Consider the following 18332-nt stretch of genomic DNA (forward strand, 5'->3'; position numbering starts at 1 on the left):
CACCGCAATCTTGTCCGCTTGGCCCGAAGACGAACGCGACCGCAAGCGCGCTCCCGCCCGCTTCTAAGACCGCCGTCCGGCCTCTGTCCTGAATCCCGATCCAAGGATTCCAACCCATGCAAGCCCTGAGCCTTGTTCGCAGACCGTGCATTTCGTGCGCAGGTGCGGCTAGCTGTCTGGCTTCATCCAGGAGGCGTATCCATCAGCAGCGGCTTTGATGCCCTGCATCCATGAATGCACTCCCCCAACAAAAAACCCCGCACTGCGGGGTTTTTGCTTTTTGGGGAAACAGGCTGGGTTTGCGCGGCGCACTTGGCCTCCCATCCTCCTACCCCAAGATCAACCAAGGCCCACCGCTGCGCGCCGCCTTGGGGCGCCTGGGCAGCGGGGTCCTCGCGATGGCCTGTCAGCCCATGTGCAGGCCGCCGTTGACGGAGAAATCGGCACCCGTGGCGTAGCCGCCCTCTTCCGATGCGAGCCAGGCGATGATCGACGCGATCTCGCTGGGTTCACCCAGACGCTTGACGGGCACGGTGGCGACGATTTTCTCCAGCACGTCGGGGCGGATGGCCTTGACCATGTCCGTCCCGATGTAGCCAGGGCTCACGGTGTTGACGGTCACGCCCTTGGTGGCGAGTTCCTGGGCCAGCGCCATCGAAAAACCGTGCATGCCGGCCTTGGCGGCTGAATAGTTGGTCTGGCCTGCCTGGCCCTTTTCGCCGTTGACGGAGCTGATGTTGATGATGCGGCCCCAGCCTTTTTCCACCATGTCCGCCACCACTTGCTTGGTGACGTTGAACATGCTGTTGAGGTTGGTTTCGATCACTGCATCCCAGTCTTCGCGCGACATCTTGAGGAACATGCGGTCGCGGGTGATGCCGGCGTTGTTCACCAGCACGTCGATGGTGCCATGCTCGGCCTTGGTCTTGCCAAACGCTTCCACGGTGGAATCCCAGTCGCCGACATTGCCCACCGATGCGTAGAAAGTGAAGCCCTGGGCCTTTTGTTCAGCCAGCCATTTGGCATGGTCACGGGTCGGGCCGCAGCCTGCGATGACCTTGAAGCCCTCCTTGTGCAGGCGCTGGCAGATGGCGGTTCCGATGCCGCCCATGCCGCCGGTGACGTATGCGACTTTCTGGCTCATGTGATTTCTCCTTGTTGGTTGTGTAAAGCGCTCACCGCCACTCTAACCAAGAAATCAGACACTGCCGTGAAGGAAAACACTGAACCCCTTTCGTTTTCGACATATTGATATGCCCGCCATGAGCCCTATCTCCGTCTCCTGCGGTTGATCACTGTTTTGGTGCGTTTTGGCAGCCCCGCAATAGCGACATCCGGAAACAAAAAAAGCCGCGCAATGCGCGGCTTTCTCATGGCAGGACCAGGGCCAATACGGGTTGCAGACGCTTTCTCCGTGGCCTGGTCGATACCCGATCAGCGCTCCAGCGCCAGCGACACGCCCATGCCGCCGCCAATGCACAGCGCGGCGACGCCTTTCTTCGCGTCGCGGCGCTGCATTTCATGCAGCAGCGTGACCAGGATGCGGCAGCCGGATGCGCCGATGGGGTGGCCGATGGCGATGGCACCACCATTCACGTTGACCTTGGCGGGGTCGATGGCCAGTTCTTTGTTCACAGCGCAGGCTTGCGCGGCAAAAGCTTCGTTCAGTTCGAACAGATCCACGTCGGCAGCGTTCCAGCCAGCGCGCTCCAGCGCCCTGCGCGTGGCCGACACAGGGCCCATGCCCATGGTGGCGGGGTCGAGGCCGGTGGTGCCAAAGGACGCGATGCGGGCCAGGGGCTTGAGGCCCAGGGCCGCCGCCTTCTTGGCGCTCATCACCACCACGGCGGCCGCGCCGTCGTTCAGGCCCGAGGCATTGCCAGCGGTCACGCTGCCCGCCTTGTCGAACGCGGGGCGCAGGCCGGCCAGGGCTTCTGCATTGGTCTTGCGGTTCAGGTATTCGTCGGCGTTGAAGAGGATGGGATCGCCCTTCTTTTGCGCCAGGCTCACGCCCACGATCTCATCGACGAACTTGCCGGCATCCTGCGCGGCGGCCGCCTTTTGCTGGCTGCCCAGCGCCAGCGCGTCCTGCATGTCGCGGGTGATGCCGTATTGCTTGGCCACGTTCTCGGCGGTGATGCCCATGTGGTACTGGTTGTAGACGTCCCACAGGCCGTCGACGATCATGGTGTCGACGAGTTTCCAGTCGCCCATGCGCTGGCCTTCGCGCGAGCCGGGCAGCACGTGGGGGGCCAGGCTCATGCTCTCCTGCCCGCCGGCCACCACGATCTCGCTGTCGCCCCAGGCCACGGCCTGGGCGGCCAGCATCACGGCCTTGAGGCCAGAGCCGCACACGGCGTTGATGGTCAGCGCCGGGGTTTCCTTGGCCACACCGGCCTTGATGGAGGCCTGGCGCGCGGCGTTCTGCCCCACGCCGGCGGTCAGCACCTGGCCCATGATGACTTCGCCGATCTGGTCGGACGACAGGCCCGCGCGGGCGATGGCTTCGCGTATCACGATAGAGCCCAGCTCGGTGGCCGGGGTCTTGGCCAGCGCGCCACCAAACTTGCCCACTGCAGTGCGGGTGGCCGAAACAATGACTATGTCTTCCATGGAATGTCCTTCTTTGTGGTTGGGTCGGTGCGTGCCCGCACAGGCGGGCTTGTCTGGTTGGCGTGAACGGCGGTCTCGCCGGGTAAGGTAATTCTCTCAGGCCTTCAAGTCAGGACTTTTCAGGACTTTTGCTTAACGTAGCTGCCTGGTGCGGGCTCGATGGCCTTGAATTTGGTGCCCTTGCCATACGCCTTGGGCGCGGCGATCTGCTTGCCGGCGTGGCCCTTGAGCCAGCCCGACCAGTCGGTCCACCAGCTGCCAGGGTGCTCGGTGGCACCTTCGAGCCACTGGTCCAGCGTGGCCGGGAACTTGCCGTCGGCGCGTATCCAGTGGCTGCGCTTGCCTTTGGAGGGCGGGTTGATCACGCCGGCGATGTGGCCCGATGCGCCCATCACGAAGCGCTTCTTGCCCGGCAGCACCTGGGTGGAGGCATAGGCGGCAGTGGCTGGCACGATATGGTCTTCGCGCGAGCCGTAGATGTACACGGGCAAGGTCAGCTGGCCCAGGTCCATCTTCTCGCTGCACACGGTGAGCTTGCCGGGTTGCACCAGGCTGTTTTCCAGGTAGAAATTGCGCAGGTACCAGGCATAGAACGGGCCGGGCAGGTTGGTGCTGTCGCTGTTCCAGTACAGCAGGTCGAACGGGGGTGGCGTCTCGCCCTTGAGGTAGTTGCCCACCACGTAGTTCCACACTAGGTCGTTGGGCCGCAAAAAGCTGAAGGTCGATGCCAGGTCCTGCCCCTTCATCAGCCCGCCCTGGCCCATCTGCATCTCGCGGAACTTGACGAAGGCTTCGTCGATGAACACATCGAGAATGCCGGTGTCCGAAAAGTCGATGAGCGTGGTGAGGAAGGTGGCGCTGGCCACAGGCTCTTCGCCCCGCGCCGCCAGCACCGCCAGGGCGTTGCTCAGGATGGTGCCCCCCACACAAAAGCCCAGCGCATTGATCTGCTCGGCCCCGGTGATGCTCTGCACCACGTCGATGGCGGCCATCGCGCCGTCTTCCACATAGTCGTCCCAGGCCTTGTGGGCCAGGGTGTCGTCAGGGTTGCGCCAGCTGACGACGAAGGTGCGGTGGCCCTGCTCCACCGCATAGCGGATGAGCGAGTTCTCGGGCTGCAGGTCCAGGATGTAGAACTTGTTGATGCACGGCGGCACCAGCAGGAAGGGCCGCTCGTACACCTTGGCGGTGAGCGGCTTGTACTCGAGCAGCTGGAACAGTTCGTTCTCGAACACCACGGCGCCCTCGGTGGTGGCCACGTTGCGGCCCACTTCGAACAGGCTCTCGTCCGTCATGGAGACATGGCCCTGCGTGATGTCGTGCAGCAGGTTCTGCATGCCCTTGGCGATGCTCTCGCCCTTGGTTTCGATGGCCTTCTTCTGCGCTTCGGCGTTGAAGGCCAGGAAGTTGCTGGGCGCCATGGCGGCCATCCATTGCTCGACGCCGAAGCGGATGCGCGCCTTGGTCTTCTCGTCGGACTCCACCGCGTCGGCCAGGCCCATCAGGGTGCGGGCGTTGAGCAGGTAGGCAGCGGCAGAAAATGCGGCCACCGGGTTGCTGGCCCAGCCTTCGCCGGAAAACCGCCGGTCCTTGACCTCGGGCGTGCCCTGCAGGCCCTGCGCCCACAGTTGCTTGGCTTCGTCCAGGTACTGCTGCTGCAGTGCCTGCAGCTTGGAGGGAGAAAATTGAAGCTGCGGGGCCGTGGGTGCGGATGCGCCCAGATCCATCTTTTGGAACGACTGCAGTGCCTGCGACCAGCTTTGCCCGAAAATCTGTTGGAACTGCTGGGCGCTATCGGCCCAGGGTGATTCAGAATTCATGCTCTTTCCTCGGTGGTTGGTCGTTCGCAGCGGCTGGGCTGTGTGTCTCGGCTTCATTGTTGCCCACCGGCTTGTGCAAGGCAACGGCTTCACCCCACTCTTGCATCCAACCGCTTGTTCAATACCCGCAACCAATGTACCTGATCGTCATCGTCTGGACCTACGTCACCCTCATGATGGCCGTGGCCGAAGCCACCAGCCCGGTCGGCACCGTGCTGGGGGCCATCGTCACCTTCGTGCTGTATGGACTGCTGCCCATGAGCATCCTGGTGTACATCCTCGGAACACCGTCCCGCAAACGCAAGATCAAGGCGCGCCAGGCGGCCGAGCAGGCTGCGTACGACGCACAGCAGGCGGCAGCCAAATCAGTGGATGCAGACGTCAGCGGCGATGTGGTTGACCTGACACCTGCGCCAGGGTCAGTCGCGCCAGATGCAGGCGGCGAAGCGCCCGCTACTCCCCAAGGTGCCACTGTCGCGCCGGTGCGAAAAGAACCGTGAGGCATTGGTCACCGTGCACCAGGCTGCGCTGCTGTCATTGCCGTAGATGCTGGTGATGCCCAGCGCCTGCAACCGCAGCCGCGCCAGCCCCGCCAGATCGCACAGGTACTTGCCTGGCATGCCCGCGCGGGGCGTGAAGCAGGCCTGCGCAGCCGCAGACACGTCGCAGAAAGCGGCCCGCACCTCGGCACCAACCTCGAATGCGGTGGGCCCGATACAAGGACCTAGCCATGCCATGGTGTCCGGTGCGGCACCAGCGGTCGCCCCCGCAGGTGCTGCCAGGACGTTTGCTTCGATATTGATAGCGCCTGGCGCTTGATGGGCAAGCGCAAGAGCACCAAAGCGCTCTACCACAGCCTCCAGCACACCTTGGCCGCCCTGCCCGGCCAAGCCTCGCCACCCTGCATGCGCTGCAGCCACCACAGTGCCTGATCGATGGGCCAGCAGCACCGGCAGGCAGTCGGCCACCATGATCGTGCAGGCCACGCCGGTGTCCGTGGCCACGCAGGCATCGGCATCGGCGCCATCGGCCGTGGCGTGGTCAAGCTGCACCACGCCGTCGCCATGCACCTGGTTCAAAAAGACGGGCCGCACGCCGGCGGACACGGCCTGCACACGGGCCTGCAAGCGCAGGCGGTTGGTGTGCACGGCCGCGGGGTCGTCGCCCACATGGGTGCCCAGGTTCAGGCTGTCGTAGGGCGGCTGGCTGACTCCGCCGGTGCGCGTGGTGCACAGCGCATGCACGCCCGGTGGCGCAGGCCAGTCGGGCACCAGCCAGTCGGCGCTGGCCCCTGGGGCAGCAGTGTGGCCGGTCAAGCTTCATGGTCCGGGCAGGCCGAAGGCTGGGCCTTCTGGAATGCAGGCAGTGCCATGCACGCCACGTGCACGCCCATGGTGAGCGGCAGGCCGTCCAGGTTCACCTTGAAACGCTGGGCATTGAAGATCTGTGGCACCAGGCAACAATCGGCCAGCGTGGGCGTGTCGCCCCAGCACAGCAGCGACGGCGGCAGGCCCTGGCTCTCGCGCTCCTGTGCCAGCAGGCCCAGCTGGCGCTCGAACGCCTCCAGCCCGCTGCGGGCCCAGTGGTGGTACCACGCGTTCTTGGCGTCCTCGTCCACCTTGAGTTCATGCACCAGGTACTTGAGCACCCGCAGGTTGTTGATGGGATGGATCTCGCACGCCACCATCTGTGCCAGCGCACGCACCCGTGCTCGTGCCAGCGGGTCGGCGGGCAGCAGCGCGGGCGTGGGATGCGTTTCGTCGAGGTATTCGATGATGGCCATCGACTGCACCAGCGCTGCGCCATCGTCGGTCATCAGCGTGGGCACCAGCGCATCGCCCACGCGGCTGGCGTAGGCCGGTTGCCGGTGCTCGCCTTTGACCAGGTGCACCGGGAGGTAGTCGTAGTCCAGGCCCTTGATCGCCAGCGCGATGCGCACGCGGTAGGACGCGGAGGAGCGAAAGTAGTTGTAGAGCTGCATGCGAAGGTCTCGGGATGGGTACGGCGCACTGCACGCCGGGGTGGTGGGCGGGGTGCGCCGTCGGCGCGTGTCGCCGGGCCGGGTGCAATCAGGCGCCCGAGGCGCCCGCGGGGTCCTGGTGGTGGTAGACCACCTTGGTCAGCATGGCCATGAGGTCGCTGCGCTCCTGCGCATCGAGCGGGGCCATCAGGCGCTCCTGCACGCGCTGTGCGGCGTCGCGCATCTGCAGGGCCGCGACTTCGCCCTCCGGGGTGATCCACAGCAGCTTGCGGCGCCGGTCGCGGGTGTCGGGTTCGCGGCGGATCCAGCCGCGCTTTTCGAGCCGGCCGATCACCGAGCCCGACGTGGCCGCATCGAATGCGACGCGCGATGCCAAGGTGACCTGGTCCTCGCCCGGCTGGGCCAGCAGCTCGTGCAGGATGGCGAACTGCACCGGCGTCACATCGAACCCGGCCGTCTCTTCCATGAAAAGTGCCACGGTCCGCTGGTGTGCGCGGCGAACCAGGTGGCCTGGCGTGTTGTGGAAATCGAAGCTCTTTGCCATGGGCGCGAGTGTAGCCTCTGGCAGCGCGGGCCTTGCAGCCATGGCACACTGCCACTTTCGGGCTGGCTGCGGTGCCCCCGGGTCCACAGACCCCGTCGCCGCGCTTGTCACGGCCCGTCGCGGCCCGTGGCGGCTGGACAACGGCCGGGCCCGTCATTCACATCATCGAGCGACACAAGAAAAGAAAGGCAGACATGAGCTACGTGATTTCTCCCGCGCCGGTGGCCAGCGTGCCCGTGGTGGGCAGCGGCGACCGTTTTCCCGTCCACCGCATCTACTGCGTGGGCCGCAACTACGAAGAGCATGCCAAGGAGATGGGCTTCACCGGCCGCGAGCCGCCCTTCTTCTTCATGAAGCCGGCCGATGCCATCGTGGTGGTCAACGCGGGCGAAACGGGCCAGCTGCCCTACCCCACCCTCACCGCCAACCTGCACCACGAGATCGAGCTGGTGGTGGCCATTGGCAAGGGCGGCAAGAACATCGCTGCCGCCGACGCGCTCTCGCACATCTACGGCTACGCCGTGGGCCTGGACATGACGCGCCGCGACCTGCAGAACGACATGAAGAAGCAAGGCCGCCCCTGGTGCATCGGCAAGGGCTTTGACGCCAGCGCACCCATCGGCCCCATCACGCCCGCAGCCCAGGCGGGCGACGTCGCCAACGCCGGCATCTGGCTGCAGGTCAACGGTGCCGACAAGCAGCGCAGCACAGTGGCGCAGTTGATCTGGAACATCGCCGAGACCATCGAGCACCTGTCCGCAGCCTGGGAGCTGCAGCCCGGCGACCTGATCTACACAGGCACCCCCGAGGGCGTGGGCGCCGTGGTACGCGGTGACGTGCTGGAAGGTGGCGTGGAAGGCCTGGGCACGCTGCGCCTGACCGTGGTGTGACCACCGACGGCGCGTGCGCCGTGGCCCGCTGTGCACGGCCTTACATTGGCCGGCCCTGCGCACAGGCCTTGGCGCCCGCGCCGCCCGCTACACTATGCTTTTCATAGCTGCTTGCGCATGCTGAACAAGCGGTAGCGGCCTATTTGAACCAAAAACCACGCATGACCTTCCGCAGCCCCATCCAACACTGCCGCGCCTGCGGCACCGCCGTGGTCTACCGCCTGCCCGACGACGGCGATACCAAGCTGCGTGCCGTCTGCCCTGCCTGCAACACCGTGCACTACGAAAACCCGCTCAATGTGGTGGGCACGGTGCCTGTCATGGCGGATGGGCGCGTGCTGCTGTGCAAGCGCAACATCGAGCCGCGCTGGGGCAAGTGGACGCTGCCGGCCGGGTTCATGGAGCTGGAAGAAACCACGGCCCAGGGCGCCGCGCGCGAGACGGATGAGGAAGCCGGTGCGCAGATCGAGATGGGCCCGCTGTTCAGCCTGCTCAATGTGCCCCGCGTGGGGCAGGTGCATTTCTTCTACCGGGCCCACTTGCTCAGCGACCAGTTCGACCCGGGTTTCGAGACCATCGAGGCGCGCCTGTTCACCGAAGACGAGATCCCGTGGGACGAGATCGCCTTTCGCACGGTCAAGGAAACGCTGGAGGCCTACTTCGCGGACCGCAAGGCGGGCAGCTTCGGACTGCACTGCATCGACATCGAGTAGCGAGCCGCACAGCGACACGCTGGCGGTCGCACCCTACCCCACCCTACCCACCATGCCCTTGCCTTCTGCCCCACCCACTGCGGCGGCACCGCCCGACGGGCTGCCCAGCTACCGGTTGCTCACCGGCCCCGACGATGCCGCGTTCTGCCGCCGGGTGAGCGATGCGCTGGCGCTGGGCTACGTGCTGCACGGCTCGCCGGCAGCCACGTTCAACGGCCAGACCGTGATCGTGGCGCAGGCGGTCATCTGGCCGGGCGTTCGGCACACAACGCTCTAGGCAGGCATCGGCGAGGCAACGCTGCCACGACCAGAGCGATGACTCCAGCGCTGCGCATGTCTGACCGCTAACCGCCCGTGCGTTCCTCGGCGGGCACCGGTGGTGCCGTCGAACCCGGTGGGTCGTGCGTCACCGGTGGCAGCCCGCCGGGCCCTTGGCCCGGCATCTGGGGCTGCGACTGCGGGTCGCCGCCGAACAACCCACGGATCCAGTCGCGCATCGCGCCGAGCGGGGCATCGGCCGGAGGCGGCATCTGCGACGGCGGCGGCGTGGTGTCGAACTCGTCGAAGAAGCGCTCCTGGCCGTCGATCACCTTGGTGCGGATGGCCTGCTGCATGAAGTCGCCCACCATGGGCAGCGCGCTGCGAGCGCCCTGACCCCAGTGGTCGCTGCGCAGCGTGATGCGGCCGTCGTTGAAGCCCGCCCAGGCGCCCGCCACCACGTGCGGCTGCATCAGGATGAACCAGCCGTCCGTGTTGTCCTGCGTGGTGCCCGTCTTGCCCGCCACGTCGGCCTGGATGCCGTAGCGCGAGCGGATCGCCGTGGCCGTGCCCCGGTCCACCGCACCGCGCATGGTGTTGCGCAGCACCTGGGCGGCGCGCGCGTCGAAGACGGCCTCGGGCACGGGCTTGGCAAAGGTCTCCAGCACCTTGCCGTGGCGGTCCTCGATGCTGGTGATGAGCACCGGCTCCACATAGCGGCCCAGGTTCACGATGCTGCTGTAGGCCGAGATCATCTCCTTGAGCGTCACCGGGCTCGTGCCGAGTGCCAGCGAGGGCACTTCTTCCAGCGGCGACTGGCGCACGCCCAGCGCCCGCGCCACCTCGGCCACGCGGGCCGGGCCCACCTGGTGCATCACCTGGGCGGTGATGGTGTTCTTGGACAGCGCCAGGCCGTCGGCCAGGCTCATGGGCTGGTCGCTCGGCGGGCCGCCGTCGGTGGGGCGCCACACGCGGCCGCCGCCCAACGGGATTTCCACCGCAGCGTCCATCAGCATGTCGGTGGGCTGGGCACCCTGCGCAAACGCGGCGCCATAGACGAAGGGCTTGAAGGTGGAGCCCGGCTGGCGCCGCGCAGCTTGCACATGGTCGAACGGGTCCTGCGCAAAGTCGCGGCTGCCCACCCAGGCCAGCACGTGGCCGGTGACAGGGTCCTGCGCCAGAAAGCCGGCCTGCACGCGCGTCTTGTCGGCGCGCAGCTTCTGCAGGAAGGCCTCGTCGGCCAGCAGCGCCTTCTGGGCGTCCTCGGGCGTCTCGCCCTTGTCGACGGCCGCGCGGAACTCGGCGCTTTCGCGCACCAGCGTCTGCACCAGCTCGTTGCCCGGCCCCCAGCCGTCGCGTTTGCTCCAGGCGGCGTCGGCCACGGTTTGCAGCTGCTTGCCCTGGCGGGCCACGGCCTGGTTGGCAAAGTTCTGCAGCCGCGAGTCGATGGTGGTGCGGATCACCAGGCCATCGGCATACAGGTTGTAGCCATGGCTGTCGGCCCAGTCGATGAGCTGCTTGCGCAGCTGCATCGCAAAGTGCGGCGCCGGGCCCATGACCTCGGTCTGGCGCTCGAAGTTCACGCGCAGCGGGCGCTTTTGCAGATCATCGAACTGCGCCTGCTCCAGCTTGCCGCGCTTGACCATCTGCGACAGCACGGTGTTGCGCCGTGCCTGGGCGCGCTCGGGGTTGAGCACCGGGTTGTAGTAGGCCGTGCCCTTGAGCATGCCGATCAGCGTGGCGCTTTCGAGCACCGTGAGCTTGTCGGCCGACTTGTCGAAGTACGTGCGGGCCGCCATCTCGATGCCGTAGGCGTTGTACAGAAACGGTACGGTGTTGAGGTACGTCTCCAGCACCTCGTCCTTGCTGTACGAGGCCTCGATCTTCACCGCCGTGATCGCCTCCTTGAGCTTGCGCGTCAAGGCCTGCGGAAACACCCGCGAACGGCCGATCTCGTCCGGGAACAGATTGCGCGCCAGCTGCTGCGTGATGGTGGAGCCGCCCTGCGGGTCGCCGCGCAGCGTGTGCACCACCGACGACGCCGTGCGGCGCCAGTCGAGCCCGAAGTGGTTGTAGAAACGGTGGTCCTCGGTGGCGATCAGCGCGTCCACCACGTGGGGCGAGATCTTGTCGAGCTCGACCCATTCGCGGTTCGCCCAGCGGTACTCGGCCAGCAGCTTGCCGTCCACCGACATGAGCTGCGCGGGCAGCTCGCTCTTGGCCTTGCGGATGTCGGCGGTGGACGGCGTGAACGGGATCAGCGCCAGCGTGTACACCAGCACCGCCGCGGGCACCGACAGCGCCCCCCAAAACAGTGCCAGGCGCAACGGCCGGGGCATCCAGGCGAACAGGCCCGCCAGCCAGCGGAAGAACGCCGCGGCACGGGCCTTGAAGGAAAGCAGCAATGTGCGCATCAAAAACTCGAAAAAATGAAAGGTGCCTCAGGCACCAGGGCCGGACAGCAGAGCCAGCATGCCGGCTTCGTCCAGCACCGGCACGCCCAGCTCTTCGGCCTTGGCCAGCTTGCTGCCCGCCTCTTCGCCGGCCACGACGTAGCTCGTCTTCTTGCTGACGGAGCCCGAGACCTTGGCGCCTGCGGCCTCCAGCATGTCCTTGGCGTCGTCACGGCTCAGGGTGGGCAGCGTGCCCGTGAGCACGATGGTCTTGCCGGCCAGCACCTGCGGTGCCTTGTCGGCACGGGCCGATTCGGACCAGGTCACGCCGCAGGCGCGCAGTTGCTCGACCACTTCGCGGTTGTGTGGCTGCTGAAAGAAGGTGTGCACGCTCTGCGCGACGATGGGGCCCACGTCGGGCACCTCCAGCAGTTGCTCCACGGTGGCGGCGGTCTCTTGCGTTGCGCCCATCAGCGCGTCGAGCGTGCCGAAATGCTTGGCCAGGTCCTTGGCGGTGGATTCGCCCACCTGGCGGATGCCCAGGCCGAACAAAAAGCGCGGTAGCGTGGTCTGCTTGGACTTTTCGAGTGCGGCGAGCACGTTCTGCGCAGACTTCTCGGCCATGCGCTCCAGCGCCACCAGGGACGACAGGCCCAGGCGGTACAGGTCGGGCAGCGTGCGGATGACGTTGGACTCGACCAACTGGTCCACCAGCTTGTCCCCCAGGCCCTCGATGTCCATCGCGCGGCGGGCGGCGAAGTGCAGGATGGCCTCTTTGCGCTGCGCGGCGCAGAACAGGCCGCCGGTGCAGCGGTGGTTGGCCTCGCCCTTCACCCGCACCACATCGCTGCCGCACACCGGGCAGGTCTTGGGCATGTGGAAGTTGGGCACATAGCCAACCCGGTTGCCTGGCATCACACCCACCACTTCGGGGATCACGTCGCCGGCGCGCCGCACGATGACGGTGTCGCCCACGCGCACACCCTTCTTGCGGATCTCGAACAGGTTGTGCAGCGTGGCATTGGTCACGGTGACGCCCCCCACGAACACCGGCGCCAGGCGCGCCACGGGCGTGATCTTGCCGGTGCGGCCCACCTGCACGTCGATGCCTTCCACCTTGGTGGCCATCTCCTGCGCAGGGTATTTGTGGGCCACGGCCCAGCGCGGCTCGCGGGTCTTGAAGCCCAGGTCGCGCTGCAGCTGCAGCGCGTTGACCTTGTAGACCACGCCGTCGATGTCGTAGGGCAAGGCGTCGCGGCCCGCGCCCACCTGCTGGTGGTACGCTACTAATTCTGTAGCGCCTGTCGCAATCTGGACCTGCGCTGCGACCGGAAAACCCCAGGATTTGAGCGTCTGCAGCAGCTCGAAATGCGTGCGGAACACCGGCCCGCCCTCCGCGGCCGGGGTGATGGCGCCCAGGCCGTAGGCAAAAAAGCTCAAGGGACGCTGCAGCGTGATGTTCGAATCCAGCTGCCGCACCGCGCCCGCCGCCGCATTGCGCGGGTTCACAAACGTCTTGCCACCCTGCTCGCGCTGGCGCTCGTTGAGCGCGTCGAAGTCGGCGCGGCGCATGTAGACCTCGCCGCGCACTTCGAGCAAGGGCGGCACGCCGTCGGGCAACGTCAGCGGGATCTGGCGGATGGTGCGGATGTTGTGGGTCACGTCCTCGCCCACCTCGCCATCGCCGCGCGTCGCGGCCTGCACCAGACGGCCTTTTTCGTAGCGCAGGTTCATGGCCAGGCCGTCGAACTTGGGCTCGGCCACGTACTCGATGGCCGGGTCGGCGTCCGACAGGCCCAGCTCGCGCCGCACCCGGGCATCGAACGCCTGGGCCCCCGTCGCCTCGGTGTCGGTTTCGGTGTGGATGCTCAGCATCGGCACCGCGTGGCGCACCGGCGTCAGGCCCTCCATCACCGCCCCGATCACGCGTTGCGTGGGCGAGTCGGAGGTGATGAGGTCCGGGTGCTCGGCCTCCAGCGCCTGCAGTTCGCGGAAGACCCGGTCGTACTCGGCATCGGGCACGGTGGGCTCGTCCAGGACGTAGTACTGGTGCGCCCAGCGCTGCAACTGGTCGCGCAGCGCTTTGGTTTTGATAGCTGCCTGCGCTGGGCTGGTCTGCGCTGCGGCGGAAAAAAGTTGGGATTGTTCAGTCATGGGGTGCCCCACTGGGATTCTCTTGGGCAACACCGGGTTCCTTGCGCGCCAGCCGGACCAGCGTTGCGCTCATGTCTTGCACTAGCTGAACAGCCTGCGCGCCAGCACGGACCCCGCCGACAGGTCGCGCCCGTCGAGCTGGTCGTACAGCAGCTCCAGGTCGGCCGTGATCGGGTCCATGGCCATCGCGGGCAGCGGGTGGCCGTTCTGGTCGCACAGCACGCCGTCCATGGCGTCGCACAGGGCCTTGCCCACGTCGCGCAGGCGGGCGAAGGGCTGCTCGGAGCGGTGCACCTGGGCAACGTCCAGGCTCAGGGTGATGTCGCGGATGGCGGACTGGTCCGGGTCGTCCGCCAGTGCGGCGGCGGTGTCGTAGCCCAGCGTGAGCAGGGGCGGCAGGCCCGCGGCGCTGGTGGCGGGCAGCACCAGCCGGCCGGGCATGGCACCGGCCACAAAGCCCAGGCGGCCGGCGTTCTGCTGCACATAGCCGGGGCTCCAGGCTGCCTGGCGGGCGCGCAGCATGAAGGCCAGTTGCGCGTCGTGGTCGCTGGCGAACTGGTCCAGCTCGCGGGCGCGGGCCACCTCCTGCAGCATGTCGGGGAAGTCGGGCGCGGCATTGATCGCGTCGGCAAACGCCTGCACCTTGACCACGAACTCCGAGAATTCGATCTCATTGAGCGCGCCCATGCGGTTGGCCAGTTGCACCCCCGCCTGGAAGGCCTGGTAGCGTTGGCCGGGCGCGGGCGTCTCCCACTGCTGGGTGGCTTCGTTCAAGCCTTCGATGGCAAAAGGCTTGCTGCCTGCGCGCCGCGTGGGCGGCAGTGCCGCCAGTGCGGCATCGCCCGAGACGACATGCTCAGGCTGCAGCGGCGCGATCACATCGATGAGCGGATCCAGCCCCGGGCGGCGTTCCACCGAGAACGAGGGCACGGGCATCTGCAGCGCATCGGTCGGGTCCACCGCGTGTTCGGACGACGGGTCCGTGCCGCGGTCCAGGGCCTGCAATTCGTCGGGCGTGAGCTCCACCGCGCCGCCCCCCTCGAAGCCGGGCTCCTGGCGCAGCGCGGGCTCGGCCATGCCACTGCCGGGCGTGCCCCGCTCGGCCTCCTGGGGCACCGCGCGCTTGGGGGCGTTGCGGCGCGATGTCCAGGTGTTGTAGGCCACGATACCGGCCAGCAGCAGGCCACCGATGATCGCCAGACTGAGTTGAAGTGTGCTCATAAAAATGTTTTTCTAGCTATCCCATGGCCCGGTGTGCCACCCAGCCACCTTCGAGAGCCCCGCGCGCCGCGTTGCACCACCGGCGCAGGCCGACCCGCGCCACTTTAGGCGCTGCTGGGCCGGCAGGCAGTAGGCGGCACCCCCGCCCGGGCGCAGGTACACGGCGAATCATGCGGGTTCCGCTCATGCCTCGGCCATCGAGAGTGCGCTTTCCATGTCCACCGCCACGATGCGCGAGACGCCCTGCTCCTGCATGGTCACGCCGATGAGCTGCTCGGCCATCTCCATCGCGATCTTGTTGTGGCTGATGAACAGGAACTGCGTGCCCTTGGACATGCTGGACACCAGCTTCGCGTAGCGCTCGGTGTTGGCATCGTCGAGCGGCGCGTCCACCTCGTCCAGCAGGCAGAACGGCGCGGGGTTGAGCTGGAAGATCGCAAACACCAGCGCGATGGCCGTGAGGGCCTTTTCGCCGCCGGACAGCAGGTGGATGGTCTGGTTCTTCTTGCCGGGCGGCTGCGCCATCACCTGCACGCCGGAGTCCAGGATTTCGTCGCCGGTGATGATGAGCTTGGCCTGCCCGCCGCCGAAGAGCTCGGGGAACATGCGCCCAAAGTGCGCGTTCACAGTGTCGAAGGTGCCCGACAGCAGCTGGCGGGTTTCGCCGTCGATCTTGCGGATCGCGTCTTCCAGCGTGTTCATGGCTTCGGTCAGGTCGGCGGTCTGCGCATCGAGGAAGATCTTGCGCTCGCTGGCCAGCTTGAGTTCGTCCAGCGCGGCCAGGTTGACCGCGCCCAGCGCGGTGATCTCGCGGTGCAGGCGGTCGATTTCGCCCTGCAGGCCGGCCACGCGCACATTGCCATCCGCGATCGACTGGGCGATGGCGTCCAGGTCGGCCTGTGCGTCGGTCAGCAGCGTGGTGTACTGCTCCAGGCCCAGGCGCGCGGCCTGCTCCTTGAGCTGGAATTCGGTGATGCGGGCGCGCAGCGGGTCCAGGGCCCGTTCCAGCTGCATGCGGCGTTCGTCGCTCGCGCGCAGCTTGGTAGTGAGGTCGTCGTACTCGCTGCGCTGGGCGCCCAGCGCCTTCTCGCGCTCCATCTTCACGTCCAGGGCCTGCTGCAGCCCGCCCTGCGCGGCGGCGTCGGACAGGCGGGCCAGCTCGTCGCGGGCGCGCTGCTGCTCGTCGGCCAGCGCGGTCGCCTGCTGGGTGGCGGTCTCGATGGAGCGGTTGAGTTCGCCGCGCCGTGCCTCCAGGCTGCGCTGGGAGAACGTGGCCTCCTGCGCCTGGCGCTCCAGCGCGCGCTGCTGCTCGCGGCAGGCGGCCAGCTTGCGCTCGGCCTCGATCACGCTGTCGCCCAGTTGGGCTTCGCGCTCCTGGCTGTCGGCCAGCTGCATGTCCAGCTCTTCGAAGCGCGCCTCGGCCGCCACGCGGCGCTCCTGCAGGTCGGCCAGCTGGGCCTCCACCTCGGCCAGGTCGGCGTCGATCTGCTGGCTGCGCGCCCGAGTCTGCTCGGCCAGTTGCGCAAGGCGCATGGTCTCGACCTGCAGCTCGTGCGCGCGGCTCTGGGTTTCGGTGGCTTCGCGGCGGGCGGCCACCAGGCGCTGCGAGGCGTCGGCATAGGCAGCCTCGGCGCGGACCAGCGCGGCGCGGGATTCTTCGGCGATCAGGGCCTGGGCGCGCAGCTCTTTCTCCAGGTGCTCGATCTCCTGCGCGCGCGCCAGCAGGCCCGACTGCTCGGAATCCTGGGCGTAGAAGCTCACGCTGTGGGCGCTGACCGAGTGCCCGGTGGGCACGAACACGACCTCGCCAGGCTGCAGGCTCGCGCGGCGGCTCAGGGCTTCGTCCAGCGTCGGGGCGGTGGTGCAGCCCTGCAGCCAGTCGGTCAGCACGGCGCGCAGGCCGGCGTCGTTCAGGCGCAGCAGGTCCGACAGGCGCGGGTTCTGCGATGGCGCATCGGGCTGGCCGGCTGCCGGCGCGCTGTAGAACGCCAGCCGTGCGGGCGGTGCATCGGTGCCGCCCGATCCGAGAAAGCCGCGCACCATGTCCAGGCGACCGACTTCAAGGGCGCCCAGGCGTTCGCGCAGCGCGGCTTCCAGCGCGTTTTCCCAGCCCTTTTCGATGTGGATGCGGCTCCACAGGCCCTGCAGGCCATCCAGGCCATGCTTGGCCAGCCAGGGGCGCAGCTTGCCGTCGGTCTTGACCTTTTCCTGCAGCGCCTTCAGGGCCTCCATGCGGGCCGACAGGTCGGCCTGGCGCGCGCTTTCAGTGTTCACGGCCTGCTGGCGCGTGCGGCGGTCGTCGTCGAGCTGGGGCACGGACTCCTGCAGCTCGTGCAGGCGGGCTTCGGTGGTTTCGGCGATCTCCTGGGCTTCTTCCAGTTGCTCGCGCAGGTTGGCAAGGCGCGCCTCGTCCGGGGCGGCCAGCGCGTTGCGGTCGGTGCGCAGCCGCTCGAAGCGGCTGTCGAGCTGGCGGCTTTGCTCGTCGATGCTGCGCTGCTCGGCGGCCAGCACGCCGATCTGCTGCTGCACCTGCACCACGCTGCCGCGCTGCTCGCTGGCCCGGCTCTGCGCCTGGCGCAGAGCGTCTTCCAGGTCGGGCAGCTGCATCGCCTGCTCTTCGACCTGGGCGGCCAGCATCTCGGCGCGCTCTTCGGCATCCACACCGGCACCGGCCAGGTTTTCAAGCTCGATGTCGGCCTCTTCCCTGCGAGACTGCCACTGCGCGATCTGCTCGGCCAGCGTGACCAGCCGCTGCTCCACGCGCTGGCGGCCTTCGACCACGTAGCGGATCTCGGCTTCGAGCTTGCCGACTTCGGCCGTGGCTTCGTACAGCCGGCCCTGGGCCTGGTTGACCTGGTCGCCGGCCGCATAGTGGGCCTGGCGGATGGTTTCGAGGTCGGACTCCACCGCGCGCAGGTCGGCCATCCGCGACTCGAGGTCGTTCACGGCCTGCAGGCCATCCAGGCGCACCTTGGTCTGGTCGGCTTCGGCGTCGGCGCGCTTCAAGAACCACAGCTGGTGCTGCTTGAGCGTGGCGTCAGCGTTCAGCGCGTTGTACTTGGCGGCGACTTCGGCCTGCTTTTCCAGCTTTTCGAGGTTGGCGTTGAGCTCGCGCAGGATGTCTTCGACCCGCGTGAGGTTCTCGCGCGTGTCCGACAGGCGGTTTTCGGTCTCGCGGCGGCGCTCCTTGTACTTGGAGACGCCCGCGGCCTCTTCGAGGAACAGGCGCAGCTCTTCGGGGCGCGATTCGATGATGCGGCTGATGGTGCCCTGGCCGATGATGGCGTAGGCCCGCGGGCCCAGGCCCGTGCCCAGGAACACGTCCTGCACGTCGCGGCGACGCACGGGCTGGTTGTTCAGGTAGTAGCTGCTGGTGCCGTCGCGCGTGAGCACGCGGCGCACAGCCACTTCGCCGTACTGGCCCCACTGGCCGCCGGCGCGGTGGTCGGAGTTGTCGAACACCAGCTCCACGCTGGCGCGGCTGGCCTGCTTGCGGGTGGTGGTGCCGCTGAAGATCACGTCCTGCATGGACTCGCCGCGCAGCTCGCTGGCCTTGCTCTCGCCCAGCACCCAGCGCACCGCGTCCATGATGTTGGACTTGCCGCAGCCGTTCGGACCCACCACGCCCACCAGTTGGCCGGGCAGCATGAAGTTGGTGGGTTCAGCGAACGACTTGAAACCGGAAAGCTTGATGGAGGTAAGACGCACGGGTCAGGGGGCGGGCAATGAGGGGCGGGACTTCAGT

14 protein-coding genes are annotated in these 18332 nt (G+C 67.4%); 4 read left to right on the top strand and 10 right to left on the bottom strand.

The features are described 5' to 3' along the window. Window positions 1-406 precede the first annotated feature (406 nt). The 3 genes from phbB to ACIGHN_RS12910 all read right to left on the bottom strand — a co-directional run bounded on the left by phbB (window position 407) and on the right by ACIGHN_RS12910 (window position 4433). The gene (gene phbB, locus ACIGHN_RS12900) at window positions 407-1144 is read right to left on the bottom strand and encodes an acetoacetyl-CoA reductase (protein ID WP_056412270.1); all 738 of its coding nucleotides are present in this window, start codon (window positions 1142-1144) and stop codon (window positions 407-409) included. 290 nt (window positions 1145-1434) lie between these two features. After that, on the bottom strand, window positions 1435-2613 hold the full coding sequence (locus ACIGHN_RS12905; RefSeq protein WP_056412273.1) for an acetyl-CoA C-acetyltransferase: 1179 nt from the start codon (window positions 2611-2613) through the stop codon (window positions 1435-1437). A 119-nt stretch (window positions 2614-2732) separates the two neighbouring features. Then, on the bottom strand, window positions 2733-4433 hold the full coding sequence (locus ACIGHN_RS12910) for a PHA/PHB synthase family protein (protein ID WP_396504672.1): 1701 nt from the start codon (window positions 4431-4433) through the stop codon (window positions 2733-2735). A 134-nt stretch (window positions 4434-4567) separates the two neighbouring features. On the opposite strand from ACIGHN_RS12910, the gene ACIGHN_RS12915 reads away from it, so the two are divergent. Then, window positions 4568-4933: a hypothetical protein gene (locus ACIGHN_RS12915; protein WP_396504673.1), complete on the top strand. Its 366-nt coding sequence runs from the start codon at window positions 4568-4570 to the stop codon at window positions 4931-4933. Here ACIGHN_RS12915 and ACIGHN_RS12920 read toward each other — a convergent pair. The 3 genes from ACIGHN_RS12920 to ACIGHN_RS12930 form a co-directional block, all read right to left on the bottom strand. Continuing rightward, on the bottom strand, window positions 4853-5749 hold the full coding sequence (locus ACIGHN_RS12920; RefSeq protein ID WP_396504674.1) for a polyphenol oxidase family protein: 897 nt from the start codon (window positions 5747-5749) through the stop codon (window positions 4853-4855). The genes ACIGHN_RS12915 and ACIGHN_RS12920 overlap by 81 nt on opposite strands. After that, window positions 5746-6414, bottom strand: a complete 669-nt coding sequence (maiA, locus tag ACIGHN_RS12925) for a maleylacetoacetate isomerase (RefSeq protein ID WP_396504675.1) — start codon at window positions 6412-6414, stop codon at window positions 5746-5748. The genes ACIGHN_RS12920 and maiA overlap by 4 nt, the downstream gene beginning before the upstream one ends. 88 nt (window positions 6415-6502) lie before the next feature. Then, window positions 6503-6958 (bottom strand): MarR family winged helix-turn-helix transcriptional regulator, encoded by a 456-nt coding sequence (locus ACIGHN_RS12930; protein WP_056412289.1) that lies wholly within the window; start codon window positions 6956-6958, stop codon window positions 6503-6505. A gap of 194 nt (window positions 6959-7152) precedes the next feature. Here ACIGHN_RS12930 and ACIGHN_RS12935 point away from each other — a divergent pair, with 194 nt between their 5' ends. The 3 genes from ACIGHN_RS12935 to ACIGHN_RS12945 all read left to right on the top strand — a co-directional run bounded on the left by ACIGHN_RS12935 (window position 7153) and on the right by ACIGHN_RS12945 (window position 8838). Beyond that, on the top strand, window positions 7153-7848 hold the full coding sequence (locus ACIGHN_RS12935) for a fumarylacetoacetate hydrolase family protein (RefSeq protein ID WP_396504676.1): 696 nt from the start codon (window positions 7153-7155) through the stop codon (window positions 7846-7848). Between the two features lie 161 nt (window positions 7849-8009). Continuing rightward, window positions 8010-8561, top strand: a complete 552-nt coding sequence (locus ACIGHN_RS12940; protein WP_396504677.1) for an NUDIX hydrolase — start codon at window positions 8010-8012, stop codon at window positions 8559-8561. A 52-nt stretch (window positions 8562-8613) separates the two neighbouring features. Continuing rightward, complete coding sequence (locus ACIGHN_RS12945; RefSeq protein ID WP_396504678.1) at window positions 8614-8838, top strand: DUF1737 domain-containing protein; 225 nt, start codon at window positions 8614-8616, stop codon at window positions 8836-8838. Between the two features lie 67 nt (window positions 8839-8905). Here ACIGHN_RS12945 and ACIGHN_RS12950 read toward each other — a convergent pair whose 3' ends face one another. The 4 genes from ACIGHN_RS12950 to smc all read right to left on the bottom strand — a co-directional run bounded on the left by ACIGHN_RS12950 (window position 8906) and on the right by smc (window position 18295). After that, a complete protein-coding gene (locus ACIGHN_RS12950; RefSeq protein WP_396504679.1) occupies window positions 8906-11233 on the bottom strand; it encodes a penicillin-binding protein 1A in 2328 nt (775 codons plus the stop codon). 27 nt (window positions 11234-11260) lie between these two features. Next, window positions 11261-13366 carry an NAD-dependent DNA ligase LigA gene (gene ligA, locus ACIGHN_RS12955; RefSeq protein WP_396504680.1) on the bottom strand — a complete coding sequence of 702 codons (2106 nt, stop codon included), beginning with the start codon at window positions 13364-13366 and terminating at the stop codon, window positions 11261-11263. 81 nt (window positions 13367-13447) lie between these two features. Continuing rightward, window positions 13448-14587 carry a hypothetical protein gene (locus ACIGHN_RS12960; RefSeq protein WP_056412302.1) on the bottom strand — a complete coding sequence of 380 codons (1140 nt, stop codon included), beginning with the start codon at window positions 14585-14587 and terminating at the stop codon, window positions 13448-13450. Window positions 14588-14770: 183 nt separating this feature from the next. Next, window positions 14771-18295: a chromosome segregation protein SMC gene (smc, locus tag ACIGHN_RS12965; protein WP_396504681.1), complete on the bottom strand. Its 3525-nt coding sequence runs from the start codon at window positions 18293-18295 to the stop codon at window positions 14771-14773. Between the last annotated feature and the right edge of the window lie 37 nt (window positions 18296-18332).

Origin of the sequence: Acidovorax sp. NPDC077693, from assembly GCF_044542805.1 — a bacterium.
Classification (GTDB): Bacteria; Pseudomonadota; Gammaproteobacteria; order Burkholderiales; family Burkholderiaceae_C; genus Acidovorax.

Coding starts and splice junctions, on each gene's coding strand:
- phbB (WP_056412270.1), bottom strand. CDS start 1,144: ATGAGCCAGAAAGTCGCATACGTCACCGGCGGCATGGGCGGCATCGGA.
- ACIGHN_RS12905 (WP_056412273.1), bottom strand. CDS start 2,613: ATGGAAGACATAGTCATTGTTTCGGCCACCCGCACTGCAGTGGGCAAG.
- ACIGHN_RS12910 (WP_396504672.1), bottom strand. CDS start 4,433: ATGAATTCTGAATCACCCTGGGCCGATAGCGCCCAGCAGTTCCAACAG.
- ACIGHN_RS12915 (WP_396504673.1), top strand. CDS start 4,568: ATGTACCTGATCGTCATCGTCTGGACCTACGTCACCCTCATGATGGCC.
- maiA (WP_396504675.1), bottom strand. CDS start 6,414: ATGCAGCTCTACAACTACTTTCGCTCCTCCGCGTCCTACCGCGTGCGC.
- ACIGHN_RS12930 (WP_056412289.1), bottom strand. CDS start 6,958: ATGGCAAAGAGCTTCGATTTCCACAACACGCCAGGCCACCTGGTTCGC.
- ACIGHN_RS12935 (WP_396504676.1), top strand. CDS start 7,153: ATGAGCTACGTGATTTCTCCCGCGCCGGTGGCCAGCGTGCCCGTGGTG.
- ACIGHN_RS12940 (WP_396504677.1), top strand. CDS start 8,010: ATGACCTTCCGCAGCCCCATCCAACACTGCCGCGCCTGCGGCACCGCC.
- ACIGHN_RS12945 (WP_396504678.1), top strand. CDS start 8,614: ATGCCCTTGCCTTCTGCCCCACCCACTGCGGCGGCACCGCCCGACGGG.
- ACIGHN_RS12950 (WP_396504679.1), bottom strand. CDS start 11,233: ATGCGCACATTGCTGCTTTCCTTCAAGGCCCGTGCCGCGGCGTTCTTC.
- ligA (WP_396504680.1), bottom strand. CDS start 13,366: ATGACTGAACAATCCCAACTTTTTTCCGCCGCAGCGCAGACCAGCCCA.
- ACIGHN_RS12960 (WP_056412302.1), bottom strand. CDS start 14,587: ATGAGCACACTTCAACTCAGTCTGGCGATCATCGGTGGCCTGCTGCTG.